Source organism: Reichenbachiella sp. 5M10, assembly GCF_002742335.1.
In the GTDB taxonomy this organism is placed as follows: domain Bacteria; phylum Bacteroidota; class Bacteroidia; order Cytophagales; family Cyclobacteriaceae; genus Reichenbachiella.
Genome location: NZ_MDGR01000007.1, coordinates 1,123,120 through 1,146,373 on the forward strand (window position 1 = coordinate 1,123,120; position 23,254 = coordinate 1,146,373).

The 23,254-nt window shown below is 43.1% G+C and carries 17 protein-coding genes and 1 tRNA gene; 8 read left to right on the forward strand and 10 right to left on the reverse strand.

Translation table 11 applies throughout. The features are described from left to right. The first annotated feature begins 94 nt into the window (after positions 1-94). Genes BFP72_RS04655 through BFP72_RS04665 form a run of 3 tightly spaced genes read left to right on the forward strand, consistent with a single transcriptional unit; the run spans position 95 to position 3,917 of the window. Complete coding sequence (locus BFP72_RS04655) at positions 95-1,180, forward strand: FIST signal transduction protein (protein ID WP_099598034.1); 1,086 nt, start codon at positions 95-97, stop codon at positions 1,178-1,180. A gap of 8 nt (positions 1,181-1,188) precedes the next feature. After that, a complete protein-coding gene (locus BFP72_RS04660) occupies positions 1,189-3,189 on the forward strand; it encodes a PAS domain-containing sensor histidine kinase (protein ID WP_099598035.1) in 2,001 nt (666 codons plus the stop codon). A 2-nt stretch (positions 3,190-3,191) separates the two neighbouring features. Then, the gene (locus BFP72_RS04665) at positions 3,192-3,917 is read left to right on the forward strand and encodes a LytTR family DNA-binding domain-containing protein (protein ID WP_099598036.1); all 726 of its coding nucleotides are present in this window, start codon (positions 3,192-3,194) and stop codon (positions 3,915-3,917) included. Here the strand turns inward: BFP72_RS04665 and BFP72_RS04670 are convergent. Beyond that, a complete protein-coding gene (locus tag BFP72_RS04670) occupies positions 3,904-5,991 on the reverse strand; it encodes a lipopolysaccharide assembly protein LapB (protein ID WP_099598037.1) in 2,088 nt (695 codons plus the stop codon). The genes BFP72_RS04665 and BFP72_RS04670 overlap by 14 nt on opposite strands. A 251-nt stretch (positions 5,992-6,242) precedes the next feature. On the opposite strand from BFP72_RS04670, the gene BFP72_RS04675 reads away from it, so the two are divergent. Both BFP72_RS04675 and BFP72_RS04680 read left to right on the forward strand, forming a co-directional pair. Continuing rightward, positions 6,243-6,515 carry a hypothetical protein gene (locus tag BFP72_RS04675; protein ID WP_099598038.1) on the forward strand — a complete coding sequence of 91 codons (273 nt, stop codon included), beginning with the start codon at positions 6,243-6,245 and terminating at the stop codon, positions 6,513-6,515. Continuing rightward, entirely contained in the window at positions 6,499-7,743 is a 1,245-nt protein-coding gene (locus tag BFP72_RS04680; protein WP_099598039.1) for an oligosaccharide flippase family protein, read from the forward strand. Before BFP72_RS04675 ends, BFP72_RS04680 begins: the two co-directional genes overlap by 17 nt. Positions 7,744-7,751: 8 nt before the next feature. Here the strand turns inward: BFP72_RS04680 and BFP72_RS04685 are convergent, their stop codons facing one another. The 4 genes from BFP72_RS04685 to BFP72_RS04700 are packed head-to-tail and all read right to left on the reverse strand — an operon-like array spanning position 7,752 to position 14,746. Then, positions 7,752-8,936 (reverse strand): glycosyltransferase, encoded by a 1,185-nt coding sequence (locus BFP72_RS04685; protein ID WP_221406472.1) that lies wholly within the window; start codon positions 8,934-8,936, stop codon positions 7,752-7,754. Continuing rightward, positions 8,933-10,507 carry a cellulase family glycosylhydrolase gene (locus BFP72_RS04690; RefSeq protein ID WP_099598040.1) on the reverse strand — a complete coding sequence of 525 codons (1,575 nt, stop codon included), beginning with the start codon at positions 10,505-10,507 and terminating at the stop codon, positions 8,933-8,935. The genes BFP72_RS04685 and BFP72_RS04690 overlap by 4 nt, the downstream gene beginning before the upstream one ends. Beyond that, a complete protein-coding gene (locus tag BFP72_RS04695) occupies positions 10,504-11,679 on the reverse strand; it encodes a hypothetical protein (protein WP_099598041.1) in 1,176 nt (391 codons plus the stop codon). Before BFP72_RS04695 ends, BFP72_RS04690 begins: the two co-directional genes overlap by 4 nt. A 1-nt stretch (position 11,680) precedes the next feature. Then, the gene (locus BFP72_RS04700) at positions 11,681-14,746 is read right to left on the reverse strand and encodes a hypothetical protein (protein WP_099598042.1); all 3,066 of its coding nucleotides are present in this window, start codon (positions 14,744-14,746) and stop codon (positions 11,681-11,683) included. 215 nt (positions 14,747-14,961) lie between these two features. Between BFP72_RS04700 and BFP72_RS04705 the strand changes: the two genes are divergently transcribed. Beyond that, the gene (locus tag BFP72_RS04705; protein WP_099598043.1) at positions 14,962-15,747 is read left to right on the forward strand and encodes a glycosyltransferase; all 786 of its coding nucleotides are present in this window, start codon (positions 14,962-14,964) and stop codon (positions 15,745-15,747) included. Positions 15,748-15,818: 71 nt separating this feature from the next. On the opposite strand, the gene BFP72_RS04710 is transcribed toward BFP72_RS04705, so the two are convergent. From BFP72_RS04710 to BFP72_RS04730, 5 genes are all read right to left on the reverse strand, one after another. Beyond that, positions 15,819-16,223, reverse strand: a complete 405-nt coding sequence (locus BFP72_RS04710; RefSeq protein WP_099598044.1) for a response regulator — start codon at positions 16,221-16,223, stop codon at positions 15,819-15,821. Beyond that, complete coding sequence (locus BFP72_RS04715) at positions 16,216-17,688, reverse strand: PAS domain S-box protein (protein WP_099598045.1); 1,473 nt, start codon at positions 17,686-17,688, stop codon at positions 16,216-16,218. Before BFP72_RS04715 ends, BFP72_RS04710 begins: the two co-directional genes overlap by 8 nt. Before the next feature lie 216 nt (positions 17,689-17,904). After that, a complete protein-coding gene (locus BFP72_RS04720) occupies positions 17,905-18,450 on the reverse strand; it encodes a hypothetical protein (protein WP_143519939.1) in 546 nt (181 codons plus the stop codon). A gap of 181 nt (positions 18,451-18,631) precedes the next feature. Further along, positions 18,632-18,964, reverse strand: a complete 333-nt coding sequence (locus tag BFP72_RS04725; protein ID WP_099598047.1) for a hypothetical protein — start codon at positions 18,962-18,964, stop codon at positions 18,632-18,634. A gap of 367 nt (positions 18,965-19,331) precedes the next feature. Then, a tRNA-Leu gene (locus BFP72_RS04730) sits at positions 19,332-19,418 on the reverse strand. 348 nt (positions 19,419-19,766) lie between these two features. On the opposite strand from BFP72_RS04730, the gene BFP72_RS04735 reads away from it, so the two are divergent. Further along, entirely contained in the window at positions 19,767-21,914 is a 2,148-nt protein-coding gene (locus BFP72_RS04735; RefSeq protein ID WP_099600685.1) for an alpha-glucuronidase family glycosyl hydrolase, read from the forward strand. A gap of 21 nt (positions 21,915-21,935) precedes the next feature. Next, positions 21,936-23,093 carry a mannonate dehydratase gene (gene uxuA / locus BFP72_RS04740; RefSeq protein ID WP_221406474.1) on the forward strand — a complete coding sequence of 386 codons (1,158 nt, stop codon included), beginning with the start codon at positions 21,936-21,938 and terminating at the stop codon, positions 23,091-23,093. Positions 23,094-23,254 lie beyond the last annotated feature (161 nt).

A 23,254-nucleotide genomic window follows, 5' to 3' on the forward strand; every position in this document is an offset into this window, starting at 1 on the left:
TCGACCCCTTAAAAGTACCATTCGTCGTAGAGTCTATGGCTTGCTCTTGGGTTGTAGTAATTTTCAGCTGATTTCATAATTTAAACACTAAGTCATGCTACTGAACACGAGCCATATATCAGAAATACTCGATCACTTTAGTCCAAGTGCAGTGAACCTCATCCTTGTAGGAGAAAAGACTCCTTTAGATGTTCGTCAACTTATCGAAGGAGCCAATCAGAGAGGATTGAAACTTGCAGGAGGGGTATTTCCAATGATCATTTTTGAAAATGAGCATCTTGAAAGTGGTATTATATTGAAGCATGTGGAAGCGTGCACAATCGAACCCGTACTCATCAAAGACCTCAATAAAGTACCGATAGCTCAGCAACTACCTCTGGCTTCTGAAGATATGAATTCATGTATAGTATTGTTTGATGGGTTGATGAGTCATGTATCTACGCTGTTAGACGGTCTGTACGAAGAGTATTGGAATCAAATGAATTTTGTGGGGGCAGGATGTGGCTCAGCCAGTTTGGTGCAAAACCCGTGTATCATTAGTAATGAAGGGTTTTTTGAGGATGCCGCATTGCTTTTGATAATAGGTCGAGAGATCAACCTGGGAGTAAACCATGGTTGGACTGAGGTCCAAGGGCCATTTGTAGCCAACAAGACTGAGGGAAATGAAATCATAGAGCTGAACTGGAAACCAGCATATGATACTTATCGGGAAATCGTCGAATCACATTCTTCTCATCAATTTTCTGAGAATGAATTCGGAGAAATATCGCAAGGCTATCCGTTTGGGATTGCACGAGAAGGGAAAGAAGATATGGTTAGGGATCCAATCATTGTGAATGAACAAGGAGCGTTGCTATGCCTCGGCGAAATCCCACAAAATGCTAGCCTGAATATATTGTCAGGAACCAAACCGAATTTGATCCGAAGTGCTGGGAAAGCTGCAGAAAAGGCTACCAAAGATATTTTTCCTCTTGATATTTTCTTAGTAGATTGTATAACTAGGGTTATGTATCTAGAATCTGAGTTTGGCGAAGAGCTCCTAGCGATAAAGGAAGTGGTAAAGGCTAGCAATGATCAGCTTAAAGTGGAGGGGGTTTTATCACTTGGAGAGGTTTCAACATCAAAAGGAGGCTTTTTAGATTTATATAACAAAACCATAGTCGTAGCTGCCACCTATTAAATGACCATATGAACTTAAGTCTAGACTTGTTGTCATTATTATATGAACTGAGTCTCACCAACCTCAACTATAGGGATCCAGAGGATACCGCACGAAAATTCATTCGAAAATTTCTTTCAAGAAAATCTCTACAATACGGTGCAGTATGGCGAATAAAAAAAGGGGACAATCAAAAAATTGTTTTTAGCAAGATCTATTCTATGCCTAAAACCGAATGCCTCAGAGAGATTTCTCTCGAAACATTCAATGAAGCCTTTGCTACGGAGGAGTCTTTTTTTTGTGAGCATTCCTTGTTTGATGATGTCACCTTGACAGGAAAGTACGGGTATTTTAAACTAAGAGAGTTTGGTCTTTTGGAATTGTTTAGTGACAATATCCCAGAGGAGGAGTTCAATTATAAGGCTTTCTACCCATTTAGTGATGTAATCAAACAGTTTGCAATAAGTCTTGAAAGTGGGTTTTCTTATCAAAATCTTCAGCAAGAAATAACCCAACGTCAATTGGCAGAGGCACGAGTGATTGCCAACGAGAATAAATATCGAAGGATTATAGATAACATTGATTTGGGGTTGTTGGAAGTAGACAACAATGACTTGATTCAACATGCAAATAAGTCCTTTCTTGAACAATTTGGGTACGAATGGCAAGAACTTGAAGGCAAGAAGGCTTCTGATATTTTTCTTGGAAGTAGTGACCGCAAAGCAATTCAGAAATTTTCAGAAGAACATCACCTAAGGGGACAAGGAGAATCAGGTTCTTATGAAGTCATGCTTCATGACAAGGAAGGCAATAAAAAGTGGGTGATTATCAGTGTTTCGCCAAACTACGATCAAAATGGTGAATTGATTGGCTCAATTGGTATCCACCTGGATATTAGTGATCAGAAGCAGTTAGAAGAAGACAATCAGTTCAAAGACTATAGACTTGATAAATTGTTTCAAATGTCTCTGGACGCTTTGATCACTATAGATGAAGCAGGGCTAATCATAGAATGGAACCCTCAAGCCGAGGTGATCTTCGGTTATGCTTTTGAGGAAGTCAAGGGGAAGGGGTTGAGCGAGACGATTATCCCTATGCAACATCGTGAAGCTCACAATAGAGGGATGTCGCACTTTCACAAAACAGGAGAGGGACCGGTATTGAACAAGAGGATAGAGATTACAGGGTTGCATAAAAAAGGTCATGAATTTCCTATTGAGTTGACGGTTTTTCCTATTCCATTCAAAGACACACATTACATAAGCGCATTTGTACGAGATATTACAGAAGTAAAGAAAGGGCAAGCAACTCTAGAACGGAGTATTGCTAGACAAAGAGAGCTAAACAATATGAAATCTCAATTTATATCCATGACCTCTCATGAGTTGCGTACACCGTTGACAACTATCCGATCCAATACCGAGCTGGCTTCCTTTCAGTTGATCAACAATGAGGATTTGAATAGAGAGAGGCTGCAAAAGAACATTACTCGAATCAATGACAATGTTGAGCGGCTAAATACATTGATAAATAACATATTGATTATCGGGCAAGTAGATTCTAATAAAGTACCCTTCAACCCAGAGAAGGTTCTTTTGTCAGTATACATCAAGGAAAGAGTACTGGCCAACTTAGTTTATGACAGAGAACCAATTCAGTTTGCTATCAAGGGTACAGAATGTCCGGTGTTTGTGGATAAAAATTTGTTCTGGCATATTATGAGCAATCTATTGGAGAATGCTCTCAAGTATAGTCCAGAAGCAAAGAGTCCGAAGTTGTTAGTGGATTTTGAAGCACCTAATGTCGTCAAGATCCATGTTGAGGATTTTGGTATGGGTATTCCTGAGGATGAAGTGGAAAAATTGTTTGATTCTTTCTTTAGAGCTTCCAATGTAGGGAATATTCAAGGCTCTGGTCTTGGTCTGGCCATTGTGCATGAGTTTATCAAACTACACGAGGGTACGATAAATGTAGAAAGCAAGTTAAATAAGGGTACAATATTCACTATATTAATACCTAAAACAACCTAAATATGGATGCATACACTATATTGATTGTCGAGGATGACAGTCAAATCGCAGAATCACTATCAGAGATTCTAGAAATACTGAATCATAAAGTCGTCGGTATTGCCGAATCCTATGATCAAGCTATTGGCTTTTTAGAAAAGGAAGATATCGAACTTGTGTTGTTGGATATTCAACTCAAGGGGACAAAAAGTGGAATCGATGTGGCAGAGAAAATACGTTCTGATTTTAAAGTTCCATTCATTTTTACTACGGCTTTTGCTGACAAAGAGACCATCAAAAAGGCATCTACGCATAGCCCTTATGGATACATTGTCAAGCCCTATGGCATCAAGGATATTAATGCTGGGATAGAAATAGCCATTGAAAATCACAAGAATTTTAAAAGCACCCAGTCCAGTGATGAAGGAGTGTTTAATAGGGAAAGTCTCTTTGTTAAGGCCAATTCACGGATAGTGAGAATCAATATTGATGATATTTTATTCATAGAAGCTAAAGGGGATTATGCGATTTTCAAGACAGAGGAGAAAGGATACATCGTACACACTACGTTCAAAAATGTAGAGAGTAGTCTGGATCCGGATCAGTTTGTTAAAGTCCATAGATCTTACATAGTCAATGTCAATAAGGTGGTCGACATAGAGGAGAATAATTTGTTGATCAAGGAGCAGGTCATTCCTATTTCTAGAGGTCAACGAGCACATCTCCTTAGTAAACTTAATCCGATATAGTAGAAGATGATATCTTTTTAAAGAAGAGGGGCTTGTGAGTCAATCTGAAAGTGAGCTGTGCTCGCAATTCTAAGTGAGAAAACCCGTTGTATTGAGAACTAGAGATGGAGCTATATGCTCCACTCATTTGAGCATTCAACCTGCCCATCGTCTTTGATAGTGTTAGTTGGGTTCTCCAAGTGGGTTGTTTCATGCTATCGACGATCTGATACCCACCAGCCAAGTCCCAGCTCAAATCAATCGGTAACTTGTCGTACATCAAACCAGAAAATAACTCTACCTGATGGTATAAACTGGGCGAATAGTACTGCGCGGGTTTTGCCTCACCAAAACTCATGATCGTATAGTTGATACCCGCTTTTATAGCTGGTTTTTTAGTAAGGCTTCTGTACACAGAGGTGAATAAAAGGTTTTTGGTATTCCCATCAGAAAAATAACTTCTGTATAGCTCAGAGTACCATCCCAGTTTTCTTTCTTTCCAAAAGAATGAGTTCTTGATCATAAAGTTGGAGACCTTCAGTTTTTGTTGAATTAATGCTTGATTAAAGTCTTGCACTTCGCTGAAGTACCCAATGGTCAGCGACTGAGATTTGGAAATTCTCAGCTGTGCTGACAGGCCCATCGTACTGCGGTAGTCTGCATTGGTCGTGTCGTTAAGCTGCAGCTTGGATAGGCCATAGACTGCTTGCAGTTTGATGGTCGCATTCAACTGGTGACTCAAAGAAATACTGCTACTCTCGGTATACGAGGTACTTGATTCGGTATTCACTGAACTGTAGTATTTTTTTTGATGATCCATCGTAGCAGACCACCTTGGAGTGATGCTGATTTTTCCACCCAGTTGATAGCTTGTGGATACACTTCCGTCACTAGAGCGTGTATAGATGTACCCTACAAACGCATGAGGACTATGCTGTGCATTGAGCCGATTGATGAAATTGGCAGCATCTTTTTGTCCTGGGTAGTATGACAAAGTGCGAAACCCATATTGGTAGGCAGCATCATCTAAACCGAGCGCGTGCATAGCGTCTGCTTTACCAAGATTGCCACCAAAGGACCCTGGCATGAGAGCCAAGTAGTCATCATATTTCATTGATCCTTTCTTGAAGTCTGCTGCGTACATCGCGATTTGAGCTTGGGTGACAAGTATCTCAGGACTAAAAGGTAGTACGGATGACAAGGAGTCTAAATAGTCATCTGCTTTTGAGATTTTCTCATTCCATAGCAGGGCAGTTACATAGTGGAGGTGGGCATCCATGATTTTGGCAGTGTCCTTTTGCATGGAAGCTTTGCTTACCAAAGAATCTGCTAGGCTCAAGGCCATCTCATTGTCTTCTAGCAAGTGGGCTGTGAGGGATTGACCTTTCAGAGAAACCAAGGTGTCCGAAAGATGAAGATATGTAGAGGATGAATCTTCAAATTTGCCTGCTACGAGATAGATGGTTGCTTTGAGTTGCAGCGACTCCTGATCACTGGGATTGAAAGCTATGTTTTTATTGATCATCACCAAGGCACTATCGTAGAGATGATTTTTGGATGCTAGTTCGTTGGCGAGTCCAAGCGTAATGTATTTTCTCGAAAGTGCAGCCTGCGGGCTGTCTGGATCAAGGTCGATCGCTGTTTGGATGGTTGAATAGGCAGAACCATAGTTTTGAGTCATCGAATAGCTATTGGCCAAACCGAGTTGCGCGGCGAATAAGGTCGAATCTTCTTTTAGTATTGAAATGTAGTCAACAATAGCTGACTCGCCATCTTTTTTCCAAAGGTAGGCTTCAGCGAGATTCAGCCTGACTTCCATGTCACGGGGGTATTTGACCAAAAGCGCTTTAAAGATGGCAATGGCAGAATCGGGATTTCCTGATAGCCCTGTAGCACGCCCATAGCACAGTTTGGCTGTTTTGTTGTCGGGATAATCTATCAAGGTCTGTTGGAAGAATTTTTCAGCAGATTGGAATTGCCCAGCCTCTAGCATAGCAAAGCCAGCAGTCATCTCTTGACCATAGGTGTGTAATACTTGAGTAAATAAGAGAATGATTAATGCCACTTTGTGAGTGTTCGTGTTCCAGGTCTGCATGGTGATCGTGATTTAATTGGTGATTCAAAAGTAAGATCTATAATAAGGTGAGGGAGGGAGTCTACGACGAAATGCAGGTATCATGGGTCGAATGGTAAATCGGTGTGATTCATCTGTTTACCTGACTTAAATGACCACTGAATTGGTGAATCGTGCGCTCCATCTTTTCCTACCCGTGTAGCATCCTGGGAGTAGATACTTTTACTTCAAGTCTTCACAACGAGGACAAGCAATTTTAAACTTTAAGGACAATGAAAATACAAATCACAGCAGGAGACGTCATGGAGCCATCTAATTGGAAAGAACTTGTATCCATGGTCAGTAGCAGAGCAATCGATGCAAAAGAATTTAGAATCAATATGGAGAAATGTAAGAAAATTGATTTAGCCCAGTTCAATGCCTTAGTCATGCTCTATGTGAAACTTAGAAGACAGCATAGAGAAGTGAAGTATACCAACTGCTCTCATCCTTCTATTCAAAAGTTTATTCAAAAAACCCAGTTTGATCATGTATTTAGCAACTAAATCACTCTCAAAATCAGTACAGTTTAGAGCGTATTTTACGCCAGTAAGAGTATTCTTGATTAGTACAATGATTGTCAATGGCGGCAACTATCTCTATAATTTGGTACTAGGTAGAGTATTGACACCTGCACAGTTTTCGGAGGCAGGGATTTTGGTCACACTGCTGTTGGCATTTTCTTTTTTGGCGATGACTTTTCAGATCGTCTCTGCCAAGTTTAGCATCGAACTGGATGGAGTAGATCAGATCGCTTTCAGGCAATGGGTCAGCAAAATCAGCCTATATGCTGGCGGGGTACTGTCATTTGGGATGATGCTCGGGAGTGGATTTATTTCAGACTACTTTCATATAGATGACATATGGGCATTGCTTGTGTTCTCTTTGGCTTTACCGCTTTATTTCCTGATGAGTGTGAAGAGAGGGTTTATGCAAGGGAAGGAGAAATTCATAGAACTATCGACTTCTTATCAAGCTGAAATGTGGGTTAGGCTGTTGATGACTTTTGCCCTTATTTTTTCGTTGGGGGGAGAATCTACTACTTGGGTGTCTATTGCTATTGTGGCTTCCGTTTTGGTAGGGTATAAGAGCATGGGTAGGACTTCTACGGTAGTGATGGATACGGTTCGGTTTGATAAGTCACAATTGGTGTGGCGATTTTTCCTCTTGACGGCTGCTTATGAGTGCGCGCAGATTATAATAAATTACAGTGACATCTTCATGGTCAAGCACTATTTTGACAGCCATCAAGCAGGTCTTTATACGTCTATGGCTTTGATTGGCCGCATGATTTATTTCGTCACCTGGATGGTCGTGATGATTCTGATTCCACGTATTGTAAAGCTTCGCAAAGAAGGTAAGGCATTTAAGTCACAATTGTTACAGTACATCATCGTGATCTCAGCTTTCTCTGTGGGCATAGCTGCTATTGCTTTTTTCTTTCCAGACTTGATTGTGTTGACTTTGTTTGGAGAGGCATATTTAAGCATAGCTCCTTATCTCTGGCTCTATGCTTTTGCCACGATGCTCTTTGCTCTATCCAATGTGTTTGTCTATTATTTCCTGTCGATAGATCAGTATTTGCCTGTGTATATTGCCATTTTTATGGGACTTTTGCAGGTACTTCTCATCTACTTTTTTCATGATAGTTTGATCCAAATTATCTATGTACAGATTGTCAACCTGAGTATTTTGTTGTTCATTCAGGGGATGTTTTTTGTCAGCAAGGCCTAGTAGATAGACTAGTGCCTTGTCAATAGTTTGTCCATATGGATCAAATACCAATCAGCAATGTCCGCCATGCTCAAAGAGGCCGCAGCTCGGAAATTTGCTCGTTCCAATTGGTTGCGATATTCGTCATCTATCAATAAGCGTTCGATAGCTTTTGCTAGGCTTTCGACATTTTCCGGTTCAAAGAATTCCCCTCGGTATCCTTCCTCCTCGACCAATAGAGCTAGGTCTCCAAGGTTAGGTAAAATGGCTGCTTTGCCATAGCTGCCCGCCTGATGCAAGACGCCAGAGCTACCAGTAGTGGAAGTGTAAGGAAAAACAACAACTGTCGATGATTTGAATATTCGAGGTACATCTTCCTCTTCTACATATCCGCTAAATACCATGTCAGGCACCTCTTTGTATTTTTCCTGGACTCCTTTGAGGTAACCGGCTACATTTGGGTTGTCAGTACCTGCTACTACGAGTTCTATGGGCATATCTACTCTTTTTCTGACTTCTACAATGGCCTCTATCAGTACCTCTACTTTTTTGTATGTACCAAACTTGCCAAACGTCATGACTTGACGTGGTCCCTCTGGGATACTGTAGTCTGGAATAGGAGGTACTTCAAATGATCCATGAGGCAGCAATACGATGTTGTTTTTTTTGTATTTAGCTTTCAATACGTCAACATATTTCTCAATTGTGACACCTACTAGATTCGAAGTTAAAATAAATCGTGTGAGGATGTTTCCTATCAGACCGTAAGCCCATTTCAAAATCGGGTTAGAGGTTAACCCTGCCTTGGTTAGGTCTACTTCTTCCATGATGTTGTGCAGTAGGACGATGTTTTTGTAACCAAACAATCTCAATAAGCCTGGGAGCATCAACCCCAAAGCAGCAGCTACTTTTTTGTCACCAAATAATAGGAATTGCAAATTGATGATTACTACGTCTGGTTTGTGTTTTCGAACCTGCTTTAGAATAGAAAAGGCATTGTTCATGCTGTTGAATTGCCAACATGGAATGAATTGTAGTTTGTCACTGTCTGTTTCATATTCTTGATTGTCAGTTAGATGTTCCACATACAATTGAATTTCTGTCACTTCCTCTTTCTCATGGAAATGTCGAGTGAGATGAAAGCCATATTCATTGAGTGTCGTCTTGCTAGGTGGATAGGCAGATACCATTCCAATTTTCAGTTGATTTATCATTTTGTTTCGTTTAGATGATTTTGAATAATGGAATAAGTTTTTTTCTTATTCCCTTTGGTGTCGATTATTCCATAAGCCTTTTGAGGTGCCCTTTGCCAGGGCCATTTACCTGCGACGTTGGCAGGGACCGACGAAAAGTCATAAAGTGTCCATGTGGCAAAGTGCAAACCCAGAGTGGTGGATTCGGATAGAATGTTTTGGTAATAATTGGCTTGGTCTTCGGGACTATTGCTCCAGGGGTACCAAAATGCAGAAAAGCTGTGTTTTCCTACCTCACCAAGAAATAGTGGCTTGGATACCTCCATACTATCTCGCAAAGCGGCTACTCGTCCAGCCAATTGTCCTGTTTTTTCATAGTAGTGGAAAGAGACAAAGTCCAACTCATCGGCAAGGTGGTGTGCTCGTTCTGGTACTGACCAGCCTACTGTGGTCACAGCATGTGGGTCATAGGTTTTGATTCTTCTATTGATAAAAAAGAGCCAGTCTAGTACTACTTGTTTGCCTTTCGTGTCAAAGTCTAGGTCTGGTTCGTTTTTCAGGTCCCAAGCCAAGAGGGCAGGATGGTTCTTTAGTCGTATCACGATTTTTTCTGCATGACGATCAGAGAGGCTCCAGTCTACTACGTCATACCCTAGGAAAAAGTCGAAAAGCGTCACGATGACTTTTAGACCGTGACGGTCTATCTTGTCCATGAGGTCTTGTAGGTGATCTAGATGCTGCCCTGAAGTACCAGGATCACTGAACTCTCCGTATGGCACGAATATCCTTAGTGTATTAAACCCTAGGTTTTGGATCAGTGTGAAATCCGAATCGAAATCGATCGAGGTATAATTGAGCCACATTTCTTGCCAGGGATACTGTTGTGGATAGTAGTTGATGCCCTGGATATGAAACGGTTCGCCCTCTACTAGTAGCTCTAGGTCTTTGACTTTTTGGCTCTGATTGGAGGGGGAGGAGACTTTGTTTTGGTTGGACAATGGCTGACTCACTTTGTGGCGAATACGCCAATGATTGTCTTCTAAGAGGAGCATTACTTGGTACTGGGAGGTATCATAGAAGGAGATTTCGGGTTGATCCAGTTGTCTGATTTTATGAAAACTGACTACACGATCTTCCAAGGTAGCCACTGTGCCATCTTGAGAATAAAATTTAAGCTCAACCTCATGGGAGATGGTGGTTGCATCCAGCATTTTTTTGTCTTCAATGAATTGCGTAAGTAGAGGCAACAGTTTCGCCCTAAACTGCTCGGTGAAATAATCATTTAGCCCTTGACTTTCTCGTTTTTTGAATGCTTGAAACTGATAAAAGTAGGACGCTAAATAGTCTTTCCCCATTTTGATTTGAGCATAGGGCTCAAAAATTCGACCTTCATTCTGTCCTACGTTGACCCACTGAATTTTGGGTTGGTAGAAGTGATTGATATGGTGAGAATCCAATAGCAACATGTCACTGCGCTCGGCACCTGTTTTGAAAAACGTAAGGAACTGTGATGCACCATAGAAGAATAGGAATAGAATGACCACAAAACTGGTTGACATGTATATGATCGATAGTTTCTTGGAATTTCTCATCGTTCTATTGCTATGGTTGTGCTTAGTTGGCTCAAGCTGATGGTGGCTTTGTAGTCACCTGGTTTCATGTCCAATGGCCATGTGAGGTGGGCGTACCCTGATTTGATCGGGGAAGAGGTCTCGTAGTGGTAATTTTCTCCTTTTAGAACCATTTTTATATTGATTCCATCCTTCACTTGCTGATTCATAAAACTGAGTACTGGACCTACGATGATTCCATGATCATTTTGTGATACTGGTAATGATCTGATCGCTTGTTTGAAGTGGAGCTGAGCGCTCTGTCCTGTAGCGTATCCAGGTATGCTAGAGTGGAGTATCCATGTGGTGGAGTCAAGTGGCGCAGGTAGGCTGACTTGGGCTACTCCGGATATGGTCTGGCCAATCAACTGAGCATTGAGTTGCCCAGTAGTGTCATAAATGTAGAAATAGACAGCTGTACCGTTTTCAATTGTATTGTTTTTATCGTCTTCTATTTTGCTTGTTTCAAGATATATGATTTGGTTGCCATCTGCAAAGTCATGCTCTCTAGATATTTTCAGTCGGTAGTCAACGGGATCATTGCTGTAGTAGCTGAGTCTAAACTCTTTGGATCCGACCTGTCCTTTTTTGACAGAGACTGAGCCCGTGCCAATGGTTTGAGGGGAGTATACTCTTTTGTAGGCGACCAAACTATTCATAGATATGGCATAGGTGGAGATGTGATGTGAATGTAAGTATTCTATTTCCAATGGGCTATTGTCCGGATATGGGTTGTCATATTCATCAAGTAGTGAGGCTGTAATCATTGCAAAGTCTGTTTTGTTTACGATCAAGTGTTTTGGCCCACAGTAGGCCTCTATGCTTACTTCAGCCTTTTGATCTGCCATGATTTGAGTCTCTCCCTTCCATACCATTTGTTTTCCGGCCAGCAGTTTTATTTTGATCAATCCTGCTATCAGGCTGATGTTTTGAGGTAGTGCGAATGTCACTTTCTTTGATGCTACTTGCCCTTCTACTGTTTCGACTCCATAGGCATAGATGAGAAGCATTTTGTCTGGCAAATCCGTGCCAAGACAAGTAAGTGTGACGGTTTCACCAGCGGTATAGCTTGGCTCTAGATTCACCTCTAATTCGGGTTGAGCCTGCAGGGCTAGAGAATACAAAAATGACAGGGTCAGTAGATAATGTCTCATATTAGAATGGTCCAGGGCTACCAACAAAATTGTTGAGGTTAATCATTACGAATCTACATTGTTCTCCTGGGTAAGGAGTGAGTTGAAATAGAGGAACAGGATGTTTTGACTCATATTTGGACACTATGCCGTCATTGTCTAGGCCGTTGACTTGTAAGATGGCTTGTGACTGCAAAGGGATTAGTTCCAGACTATCTAGTGAGAGGTTTCGACTATGGAAATTTGCATACTTCATCGGGAACACACTCTTTTCTGCGAGAGAGGTTGTTACCCATTGTATTTGTTGATCCTGATCAAAGAAAGAATACACCAGTTCGGTAATCGTGGAAGTAAGGTGACCATAGTTATAGAGTCGTCCAGAGATTTGCTCTTTATCGATATGCAAGTCTTGCGTAGCAATACTCTTGTACAAGTCTTGAACGATGACAGTTCCTAATACCTCGAGTTTGAAAGTAGCCGGGGTAGGCATATGGGAGAGAGAATCTAGTTGCAGTTCGTTCCAAGCCACTGCCTCAAAGTCGATACGGAAGGCAGTCATCTCCTTGGGGAGCAGTTTGTGTGTCAAGTGGAATTTGTCATAATAACTTGTAAGTACTTGCTGATTTTGCCCGAGAAGAGTTGCCTTGACTGTGAGGTCCGCGGGGTAACTGTCTACATTCTGAATCAAGCCGACTATGTGATACTCTTCTCCTTTTTTGACCATATTGGCTTGTACGATACGTAGAACAGGCCTGTCAAGTACGTCCTCGTGGAAAGTTTCCTTGGTAGTGATTTTGCGTCGGCCCTGATTATGAAAACTCACTTCTGGGACATCTGAGAACTGATCGGCGGGGATATAGTTATTGAATTCTGTGGCTTTGATGTACCATTTTATACCTCGTTTTATGACTTCATGAATTTGCGTTTTGTGATAGCTTTCGAGTGGTGTGATCCACTCCAATTGTGTCTCTATCATGGCGTATTCTGAGGTGGATGTCAATACCTTCGTATGGATTGAATTGATTTTTCCATAGGAATCGACGATTCCATCGGTTACTGAAGTTTCCAAGAGAAAAAAGTCCAGCGTCAGGCTGTCGGCGGGATCTATATATGAGTGCGCTTCGTCGAACCTTTTAAAGTCTAATGCATCGTAGTAGGATTGTACGACACGTTCTGGATCAATTTGTTTGGCATTCATGAGGTAGATTTTTGCCACTAGAACCAATGAGAGCAGGATGATCATTAGCAGCCAGTACTTGATGGTATAGTAAAAGATCGGACGGATTTTGCGCAGTGTTTCTTGATTGCGATAGTCATCGTCTAATTTTTTTGATCCAGAGACATGATGTATCCAATGGAGCTGGACATTGAAGAAAAATGCAATGAGAAGTGTACATAGTGGCACTATTCCCCACATGATTTTTTGGAATCTAGGAATGTCTTTCTTAGGTAAAACCGCAGGTAGAGCAGAGACGTCCGACCTTTCCCAAACTGTGATGCCGTTGCTGAGGGATTTGATTCTCAACCAACCCGAAAAGTAAAGTAGGGGGTCATAGAATTTGTCATTAGAAAAGACATACTTGAGGTGAAAGGTTTCTGGCGAACTGAGGAACTGCTGTAGGGTGGCAATTCCTTCGACTCCTCGGTATTTGGAGTTTTCTAATCTTTCGATGGCACGAGTGGTTAGCTCAGGTACACGTCGGGCAGAGTGGTAGTTGCCATCTATGGTCAGTGCATCTGTATTGGCAGACAGCCAAGCCATTTGGTCTCCAAAGCCGAGCGTTAAATAGCGCCATTTGTAATGTTTGTCACTCTGAAGGAAGTTCTGAATAGGTTTTAGATTAATTGTTTCTGGTTGTAGCGGGCGAAAAAAGCTGAGATTCATCGTGAAGCCAGCACTGAAAAACATGCTGATAATCACAATAAAGAGGTAAACCGAGTGAACTGCTTTTGATTTTTTCTGTATGATTTGCTCATAAAGATCCCCTTTGGAAAACTGCCAAAGGAACTCCCCTGCCATGGGCATCGCATATATAGTGGCCCAAAAGGTGAAGCGCTCCAAGGTTAGGATATTGAATGCATTTTCACCCAATAGCATCTTAGGAATAGGAGTGGTGCCTCCTGTACCCAATAAAGTAAGCATGGCAAAGGACAACCCCAAGAAGATGTTTCGCTTAGAAAAATAGCGATAAAAGCAATAGGGCCAGATCATCAACAAGAACCCCCAGGGTATGATAAAAAAGACCAAGCCCGAACTGAATACTTCGGTGAAGTTGTCACGTGATCCATGCGGTATAGGTACCTGTGTGATAGGGTCGCTTTTGGACCAAATCCAATATGGTAAGATGACAACCATGGCTACTACTATAGTCATGAACCCAAAGAAGATGACGCGGGGTAGATACTTTTTTACATATTTGATAAAGAGAAGAATGCCTACTTTTTCGTAGCTCCCAACTTCACGTCTGGCACCATCCATGACTGCTGTACCCATGAGCGGTACTACGAAAAATACCATCCCAAAAATAGGTGTCACGTGATGTGAACAGACAGCAACAGCGATCAGACTCATGCCATTGAAGAAATATCGAAATTTCCCATAGCGTACGTAGAGGTAAATCTCAGGCAAAGCGTGCAATAGCCAGCTGATTCCCATCATCATAGGAATCTGTCCAAATACATGAAAGGCTTCTACCACACTGGGTAGAAACACAGCGATAAGAGCGGCATAGGCAGCTGATTCATCATTGGCGGTGATGAGTTTGGCAAAACGGTAGGCCCCAGTGACGTACAAGACTACAATCGCGAATGCAAGTAAAAAAGCTGCGAACTTGAGCCCTCCAATAAAAGAGAGTAGAGCCATCAGTTGGTGGGTCAAAGGAGGGTAACTGATCAGACTGAATCCGGTATACCAGCTAGGCTCCCATGGATCAAACCAAGATTGGCGGTAGTGATCACCAAAGAAGATATGGACATAAATATCATAGGTGCCTTCTAGTGTGCTAAAAAAGGATGCCCCATGAAAGATTAATCCAATAGCCACTGCAAGCGCCAGTATATTGTATGTCTGTCTTTTGTCGTCGATCATATCACGAAGATGGTACGTTTGACCTGTCTCTTATTAGCATTGTTGGTCCAACTGAATCAAACAAGTGTCGAATGTGTGTTTTTTCTAAAAACACTACTCAACTATCAAAATCTGCTAGTCATCATATGATTTCGGTATCTCGACTTTAAATGAAATAGTGTGGTCTGAAATCCCGCAATATTTGTGATGTAATCATTTGATAAATAAAAGATACTATGAAACACGGAATCGTAATACCATGCTACAATGAATCTTCAAGATTAGATCTAAATACATTCATTGAATTTGCCAAAAAGCATCATGATGTCACACTTTGCTTTGTCAACGACGGTAGTGGCGATCCTACTCGATCAACCTTGGCCGGTATCAAAAACCTTGTTCACGAAAATGTTCATGTCTTCAACGTAGAACAAAATGCGGGAAAAGCCAATGCGGTAAGACAAGGAGCGTTGTTCTTGCACGAAGAAACAGAAGTTGAAACGATTGGTTTTTTGGACGCTGATCTGTCCACTTCATTTCAGGAGTATGGTGATCTGATTCATGAAATGGAGAAATCAAAAGGGGTTATAAAAATAGTCTTTGGATCAAGAAATATGAATGATGGCTCTAATGAGATTGAGAGGAACCCTATTAGAAAATTCGTTAGTGATATGATCAGAATCCTGATATATATGATTACTCGTCTAAGGATTGCGGATACTCAATGTGGAGCAAAGGTTTTTCATAGGGACCTAATCCATATGATTTATGACAAATCTTTCTTTTCACGATGGTTATTTGATGTCGAAATCTTGTTGAGACTCAAGAAGAAAATGGGGAAAACTTCTTTTTTAGGGATTTTCATGGAGAAACCACTTAAGACATGGGTGCACATGGAGGGATCAAAATTGAGTGTCAAGGATTCCATAATGATACCTTGGAACCTGATTAAAATTTGGTTGGAGTACGAATTCAAACCAGTATTCCAACCGAAGGAGAAAGCTGTCAGCAGCAATAGTTGAGAAAACCACTTGAGCTGAGGAAAGGGGGGACTTTTACCTTTGCTTTTTTGTTTACGGCAGATAGTACCATTCTAAAAGTACTTGTCTATGATATCAGACAACATTTCCTTGGTGAGCGGTTTGGTATGGTGCTCTGACGCACGGGTTGTGGAGCGGGTTCTATTGATGTCATCGGGATTGTTCGAGGTAGTGAGTATGATGAGGACCATGTGATGACTGCTCGAAGGAGTAGTTTTATCATACTCTTCCAAGAACTCCCACCCGGTCATTCCGGGCATGTTAATATCCAAAAATACCAAATCTGGACTGACCTGATTTTTTTGCTCATGAGTCTTCATATAATCTAGAGCTTCTTGTCCGCTTTGGAAAACAATCACTTGATTGGCGCATTCACTTTTGTTGATGACACGCTTATGAAAGAAATTGTCATCAGGGTTGTCATCGATTAGCATGATGCAGTTTACTTTCTTAGCCATGAGTGATACGTGGTATGGTGAAATAAAAGATACTGCCTTCACCTTCTTTGGACTCGACCCAAATCCGGCCTTCGTGCAGTTCTACTATTTTTTTGCAATGAGCTAAACCTAATCCATGACCTTCGTACTTTCCTTTGGGGTTGAGGGTTTGAAAGATGAAGAAGATTCGTTCAAAATTTCTTTTGGGTATCCCGATTCCATTGTCCTGGAATTGAAATTCGTAGTAGTCTTTTCTTTTTAGGCAAGAGATCTTGATTTTGGGTATATCTGTTTTTTTTCTAAACTTTATCGCATTGGTAATGAGGTTTTGAAAAAGCTGCCTCAGATCCACATCAAACCCAATGAGAGTGGGGAGCGGATCATTTAACGTGATATCGGCCTCTGTTTTTTGAATCAGGTCATTAAGGTCACTGCGCACCATTTTCATGATTTCCGAACAATTTACTTTTGTCATTTGTCTATCTCCCGTACCGATTCGAGAGTAGTCGAGCAGTGCTTTGACTAAAATCACCATGCGATCTGTGGCCTTGCCGATCGTCTCTAGATAGCGCATAGCCTCTGCGTCCATACTTTCGAGACAGTCTTCCTGAATCACTTGTATATAATTATTGATTGTACGCAGTGGTTCTTGTAGGTCATGGGAGGCTATGTAGGCAAACTGCTCTAATTCCTCATTTTTAGCCACCATCTCTTTTACTATTGCTTGGTTCTTCTCTTGGATCTTTCGCTCGGTGATGTCAATGATAGAGGCAAGTACCATCTCACCTTCATCGGTATTGATAGGATTGAGTCCTATCTCAATTTGCACCTCTTTTTTGTCCTTCCTCAAGCCAAAAAGTTCACGACCTGCTCCCATTTTTCGTGTACTGGGCGCTTCAAAATATCCCGTTCTATCGCTGGGGTGCTTGCCTGCGAAACGTATTGGAATAAGCATTTCTATTCTGTTTCCAATCAGTTCTTTTTTGGAATACCCAAATAGCTGTTCAGTTTGGGCGTTGACTAGAGTGATCACCCCTTTCTGATTGACTAGAATCATGGCGTTGGGTGCAGACTCTACGACCAGCTTGAATCGCTCTTCGGCCTTTTTGCGCTCAGTGATGTCAATGATGGAGGCCAATACCAAAGTGCCCTCTGTAGTCACCAATGGGTTCAATCCAATCTCTACTGGAAACTCGGATTTATCTTTGCGCAGAGCATAGAGATCTCTCCCAGCTCCCATAGACCTGACAGTAGGCGAAGCAAAAAACATGTTTCTAAAACGGGGATGGTTTTCGTGAAACCGGGGAGGGATGAGGGTTTCTATCAATTGTCCAATCAACTCCGTACGGTCGTACCCAAACAGCTGTTCGGATGGTTTGTTGAGATAAGCGATTTTTCCCTCTTTATTGATCAAAACGATCGCATTAGGGGTAGACTCGATCATGAGCTGAAAAGTCAGCTCCGAATGAATAGTTTTTTCTTCCATAGGATCATCATTGCTTCGCCAGATTCGTCGGGTAATGTCAGCGGTTTTATCGAAAGCGCTATTGGAAGACCATTACTAGGTCGGTTCCTAGTAGAAATTAGTCATTAGTTGTGGGATCAACAAGGCCTAGGTATGATAAATGAATGAATAAAAAAACAGCAACATGATACATGCTGCTGTCTAAGCAATTATCGCCAAAAAAGGCAATCATGAAGTCTAAAATCTTCGGTAACTGTGGTTTTTGTATTGACTCCAAGCGCTGGCATACTTCTCTTGGCGCTTGGTTCGATTTCTTTTTCCTGACAAGTTGATAGACAAACGTCCTTCTATTCTTGGCAATTCATCAATGAAACGTGCCGATGCGGCTACTGCTAGGTGAGGGTTGATGTAGTACTCGGCTACAGCAGCGAAGGTGATCAAGAACTTCTCTGCATCAAAAGCCCCTCCTCGCATGTTTACCCCGAAACCGATTTTTTCATTTCCTACTAGATATATTGTAGTGTAAATGCCGGTGTAGTCCTTAGCTATCATCGAGCTCACATCGTCGTCTGAACCTTCACCTAGATATCCATTTTTCTCAAAGAAGCCACCCACTTCGATGTCTCCTATTCCGCCTGGAAGCAATATGCCCACCGCAGTCCCGAAATCTGACCTGCCCATGCTAGGTGTAGAGTATACTGATAGTTTTAGATCCTGTGCCCAGAGAGTAGAATACATAACTACTAATAGGCTAGTTGAGATAATTTGCTTTAGATTTTTCATGATTATAGTTGTTAGCTTGATGACTTATTATAATTCAAAGGTGCAGTGCTGCCGCGCCAATTATTATTCGGGAAATCCGTAACTATTTCTTTACTAGAATCTCGTAACCTGCTACTATCCATTTGTTTTTAGGATAAAAAAGGCTACCCTAGCCATATCAGATTGAACTTAACGCTAAAGATTATGAGGCAATTCTACAGAATTGGAATTCACCAATAATGATTTCAAGTTCGTTCAATACGAGATGGGTCCACCTGTCGAGGTCTGCTGATGTCATCTCTTCTGAAGTTTGGAATTGCTCGAGTAAATACCATAGGTCATCTTGATTCAAGAGTTGGGCTGTATGCTGCCACTGCTGGACCAGTACCCTCAAATTGAGCTGATCGTTGGTCTCTGAGAATCTCTTTAGATCTCTCTTGAATTGAGGGTACTCAGATAGCGTCGTATCCACAGTTGTTGTTTCCCATTCTCTATCGTTGAAAAATACAGTTTTGAAATAGCTTATGTTGAGCATCTTGATGGTGTTTATAGTTGAAAGTTTTTACTAAGAGGTGATATCCTCTGTCATATCCGGCATAGTTGAAATACTATCATACTTCAAAGGTGTATTCTTATGATGCCATTTATTATTCGCAAAACCCGTAACTATTTCTTTGCTAGATTCTCTTAACAAGCTATGATCAGTCTCTAGGAAAAAACACAAGGGCTGGTAGTCAGTTGTATAGCAGGAAGGGTATCAAATCTTGGGGCAATCCTCCAGAAATACGGAGGGATCCGTGATTGAGAGGTCGATGCATCGTAGGCTTCAGGAACAAGCGTACAATTGGCTAGTATAATGGGGAAGAAAAAAACCTCTGTGATCATTGATTACAGAGGTTTTTTGGTGCCCACGAAAGGAGTCGAACCTTCACGTCCATACGAACACTAGAACCTGAATCTAGCCTGTCTACCAATTTCAGCACGTGGGCAAAGCGGTTGCAAGATTAAGAATTCTTTTGATTAATATGACAGCATTGGAGTGAAAAATGTTGGAAGAAATGGATGGCATTTGTCCCTAGCTAACCAGATGACGGGACATTGCTGGAGTATAAGAAGAGGAGGTAGACTTCTTGCCTAAAAGCCCAGTCTTGCCATCTGGTAGCTTGATGGAGTGATAATTAGAGAATTTTCTTCCTCCATTGAGCGATGGTGACTTAAACTTGTCATTGCTTGCTTTATTTTACGCAATCGATTGTGTTTCTTGTTGTGTTGCTATTCTTTTGTTGATCATTGGGAGCGATCGAATGGTTGGTTCCATTAGGATGACTATGAAGCATATGAAAAAAATACTATTGATCTATTTGGTTTTTTGGAGTTATGTAGCCACTGCGGAGGATGGACACGGACTGTGGCTCAGATATACTCCCATTAGCCAGGAGGCTGTGTTGACCCAATATCTACAGACCGTCGATCACTTCGAGGTACATACGAGTAGCGAGACGGGACTACTGATCCACGAGGAGTTGACAAACGGACTGAAGAGCATGTACCAGCAGGAGTTGGTTGCTACTGAGGGGTTGGAGCATTCGCTTCAGGTCTGCAAAACGGATCATTCGCTGGTGAAAGGACTCGGGATCGATGCGGAAATCAAAGAACAAATCGGAGCAGAGGGTTTTTTGCTTCGCTCAGTGCAGCGAGAGGGGAAATCCTTTTTGCTCTTGACTGCCAATACGGATATAGGACTGTACTACGGTACGTTTCACCTGCTCCGACTGATGCAGACTGAGCAGTCGCTGGTGGGCTTGGATGTTGTGGAGTATCCACGCATCGAGACCCGTATGCTCAACCACTGGGACAACTTGGACCGCAGTTCGGAGCGTGGCTATGCCGGGTTTGCAATTTGGGATTGGCATAGGTTGCCGGACTACCTCGACCCCATCTATGCCGAGTATGCGCGTGCCAACGCCTCGATTGGTATCAATGCCATGGTACCTGTCAATGTCAATTCGAATGCTTTGATTTTGACTCCCATGTACCTAGAGAAGGTAAAGGCCTTGGCGGATCTGCTGAGACCCTATGGTATCAAGATGTACCTCACGGCGCGATTTAGCGCGCCAAGCGAAATCGGTGGGTTGGCGACTTCCGACCCGCTCGACCCAGGGGTAGCGGCTTGGTGGGCTGACAAAGCAAAGGAGATATACAGTTACGTCCCAGACTTTGGTGGATTCTTGGTCAAAGCCAATTCAGAAGGGCAGCCTGGCCCGCACGACTATCATCGCAACCATGCCGAAGGGGCCAATATGCTCGCCAAGGCTCTCGCGCCTCATGGGGGACAGGTGATCTGGAGAGCCTTTGTCTACAGCGAAGAGAATCCCGTCGATCGCCACATGCAGGCCAATGATCAGTTCGTGCCGCTGGATGGGCAGTTCGATGACAATGTGTCGATTCAGGTCAAAAACGGTGCGATAGATTTTCAACCTAGAGAACCTTTTCATCCGCTGTTTAGCGCGATGAAGGAGACGCGGCTAGCGATGGAGTTTCAGATCACGCAGGAGTATCTGGGACAAGCGACGCAGCTTGTGTACCTAGGGACCTACTATGAGGAGTGTTTGGATGCGCAGATAGGAATCAAGAAAGCGACTGTTAGCGAAGTGATAGAGGGGCAGTCGAACGAGCAGGAGCATAGTGTCATTGCTGGTGTGGCCAATATCGGCACAGACCGCAACTGGACGGGGCATTTGTTTGGACAGTCCAACTGGTACGCCTTTGGGCGGTTGGCATGGAATCCAGATTTGAGTGCTGATGCTATTGCGGACGAATGGATCGCGATGACTTTCGATCACGATCCACAGGTACATGCGACCATCAAGGACATCATGATGCATTCGCGTGAAGCGGCGGTCAATTACATGACGCCACTGGGGCTGCATCACCTCATGGCGACTGGTCACCACTACGGGCCTGGACCTTGGGTGAGTGAACTGGGTAGACCTGAGTGGAATCCAGTCTATTATCATCGTGCAGATAGTTTTGGGATAGGGTTTGACCGTACGGCAAAAGGAAGCGGGGCTGTGCTTCAGTACCAGAAGTCTATCGCCAAGAAGTTTGGCAATCTGAAATCCTGCCCTGAAGAATACCTGCTATGGTTTCACCATGTCTCGTGGGACTATGAAATGCAATCGGGTAGGACGCTTTGGGACGAAATGGGATTACACTATCAGAGTGGTGTCGATGAAGTGAGGCGTTTTGCGTCCCAATGGAAAAGCCTAGAAGGGAAGGTCGATGCGCGGCGCTTTGAGGAGGTGCAGATGCTCCTGACCATACATGAGAAAGAAGCTGTATGGTGGAAGGATGCAAGTTTGCTGTACTTTCAGACGATTTCCAATCGACCGTTTCCTGCGGAGATAGAGACGCCAAAGGGGTCGTTGGCACATTACAAGCGTTTGAGATTTCCATATGCACCGGGCATCAAGCCTCAGTGGTAACCGAGAAGAAACATGTATTTGATGAAACAAACCATGAGGTGGTTTGGTCCTGGAGACCCGGTCAGCCTCAGAGATATCAGACAGGCAGGCTGTAGTGGAGTGGTCACGGCGCTGCACCAGATTCCCGTGGGAGAGGTGTGGACTGTGGAAGCGATCGAGGAGCGAAAGGCTATAGTGGCTGCCGAGGGGATGACCTGGACGGTAGTAGAGAGCCTGCCCGTGAGTGAAGCGATCAAGACGCGCTCAGAAGACTGTGCGTTACATATCAGTCACTACAAAACGAGTTTAGAGAATTTGAGTCGCTGCGGGATAGAGGTCGTGACGTACAACTTCATGCCGATACTGGATTGGCTCAGAACCGATCCGTTTCATGTGCGCCCAGACGGTACGCGTACCTTGCGGTTCGAATGGACGGACTTTGTCATCGTAGATTGGCTGTTGCTTCAGCGACCGGGTGCAGCGGAGGAGTATTCGGTAGCAGACAAGGAACAAGCGCAGGAGAAATTTGGACGTATGTCCGAGGATCAAAAGAAAAGACTGTTTGATAACATGCTACTCGGTTTGCCAGGGAGCAAAGAGGCCTTTACCCCCGAAGGGATCCTCACCGCTCTCCAATCCTACGAACACATCGATGAGAAACAGCTCAAGGAGAACTTGGCGCACTTTCTCCAAGCTGTGATCCCTATGGCAGAAGCCTGCGGGATCCACATGGCCATCCATCCAGATGATCCGCCGTATTCGGTACTGGGGCTGCCTCGGATTGTGAGTACAGAGCAGGATTTGGCGGATATCTTGTCCTTCGCTCCTTCTCCTGCTAACGGACTGTGCTTTTGTACGGGTTCGCTCGGTGTACGGGTAGACAATGATATCTTGGGGATGTTGACCCGCTTTTCGGCACACATTCATTTTGTGCATTTGCGCAATACCGCCAGAGATTCGGAGGGTAACTTCGAAGAAGGGGAGCATCTCTATGCCGATACCGATATGGTCGCGGTGGTGGACGGACTGCTGGATATCATGCAGCGTCGGCGGGTGAGTTTGCCGATGCGACCCGATCACGGGTTTCAGATGATGGATGATTTGTCGAAAGATACCTATCCCGGCTATACCTGCATCGGGAGGATGAAAGGCCTGGCTGAACTGCGAGGGCTAGAATTGGGCTTGGCGTATCGCAAGTAACACTAAATACCTCCCTGCAGCCTGCGAGAAGCTTTCCCGGTGGCTACTTTCCGTGGTATTCCATGTCGGGAAGGGGCTCGTTTTCTTTCAAGAATCGATCAAACTAGAGAGTGATCGTTATTTTCTTGGATAAGCATGGAGTGAATCGGCAAAGAAGAGAA

What these genes read in the sequence shown, in the direction of transcription:
- BFP72_RS04655 (WP_099598034.1), top strand. Translation starts at nt 95, where the DNA reads ATGCTACTGAACACGAGCCATATATCAGAAATACTCGATCACTTTAGT.
- BFP72_RS04660 (WP_099598035.1), top strand. Translation starts at nt 1,189, where the DNA reads ATGAACTTAAGTCTAGACTTGTTGTCATTATTATATGAACTGAGTCTC.
- BFP72_RS04665 (WP_099598036.1), top strand. Translation starts at nt 3,192, where the DNA reads ATGGATGCATACACTATATTGATTGTCGAGGATGACAGTCAAATCGCA.
- BFP72_RS04670 (WP_099598037.1), bottom strand. Translation starts at nt 5,991, where the DNA reads ATGCAGACCTGGAACACGAACACTCACAAAGTGGCATTAATCATTCTC.
- BFP72_RS04675 (WP_099598038.1), top strand. Translation starts at nt 6,243, where the DNA reads ATGAAAATACAAATCACAGCAGGAGACGTCATGGAGCCATCTAATTGG.
- BFP72_RS04680 (WP_099598039.1), top strand. Translation starts at nt 6,499, where the DNA reads ATGTATTTAGCAACTAAATCACTCTCAAAATCAGTACAGTTTAGAGCG.
- BFP72_RS04685 (WP_221406472.1), bottom strand. Translation starts at nt 8,936, where the DNA reads ATGATAAATCAACTGAAAATTGGAATGGTATCTGCCTATCCACCTAGC.
- BFP72_RS04690 (WP_099598040.1), bottom strand. Translation starts at nt 10,507, where the DNA reads ATGAGAAATTCCAAGAAACTATCGATCATATACATGTCAACCAGTTTT.
- BFP72_RS04695 (WP_099598041.1), bottom strand. Translation starts at nt 11,679, where the DNA reads ATGAGACATTATCTACTGACCCTGTCATTTTTGTATTCTCTAGCCCTG.
- BFP72_RS04700 (WP_099598042.1), bottom strand. Translation starts at nt 14,746, where the DNA reads ATGATCGACGACAAAAGACAGACATACAATATACTGGCGCTTGCAGTG.
- BFP72_RS04705 (WP_099598043.1), top strand. Translation starts at nt 14,962, where the DNA reads ATGAAACACGGAATCGTAATACCATGCTACAATGAATCTTCAAGATTA.
- BFP72_RS04710 (WP_099598044.1), bottom strand. Translation starts at nt 16,223, where the DNA reads ATGGCTAAGAAAGTAAACTGCATCATGCTAATCGATGACAACCCTGAT.
- BFP72_RS04715 (WP_099598045.1), bottom strand. Translation starts at nt 17,688, where the DNA reads ATGGAAGAAAAAACTATTCATTCGGAGCTGACTTTTCAGCTCATGATC.
- BFP72_RS04720 (WP_143519939.1), bottom strand. Translation starts at nt 18,450, where the DNA reads ATGAAAAATCTAAAGCAAATTATCTCAACTAGCCTATTAGTAGTTATG.
- BFP72_RS04725 (WP_099598047.1), bottom strand. Translation starts at nt 18,964, where the DNA reads ATGCTCAACATAAGCTATTTCAAAACTGTATTTTTCAACGATAGAGAA.
- BFP72_RS04735 (WP_099600685.1), top strand. Translation starts at nt 19,767, where the DNA reads ATGAAAAAAATACTATTGATCTATTTGGTTTTTTGGAGTTATGTAGCC.
- uxuA (WP_221406474.1), top strand. Translation starts at nt 21,936, where the DNA reads ATGAAACAAACCATGAGGTGGTTTGGTCCTGGAGACCCGGTCAGCCTC.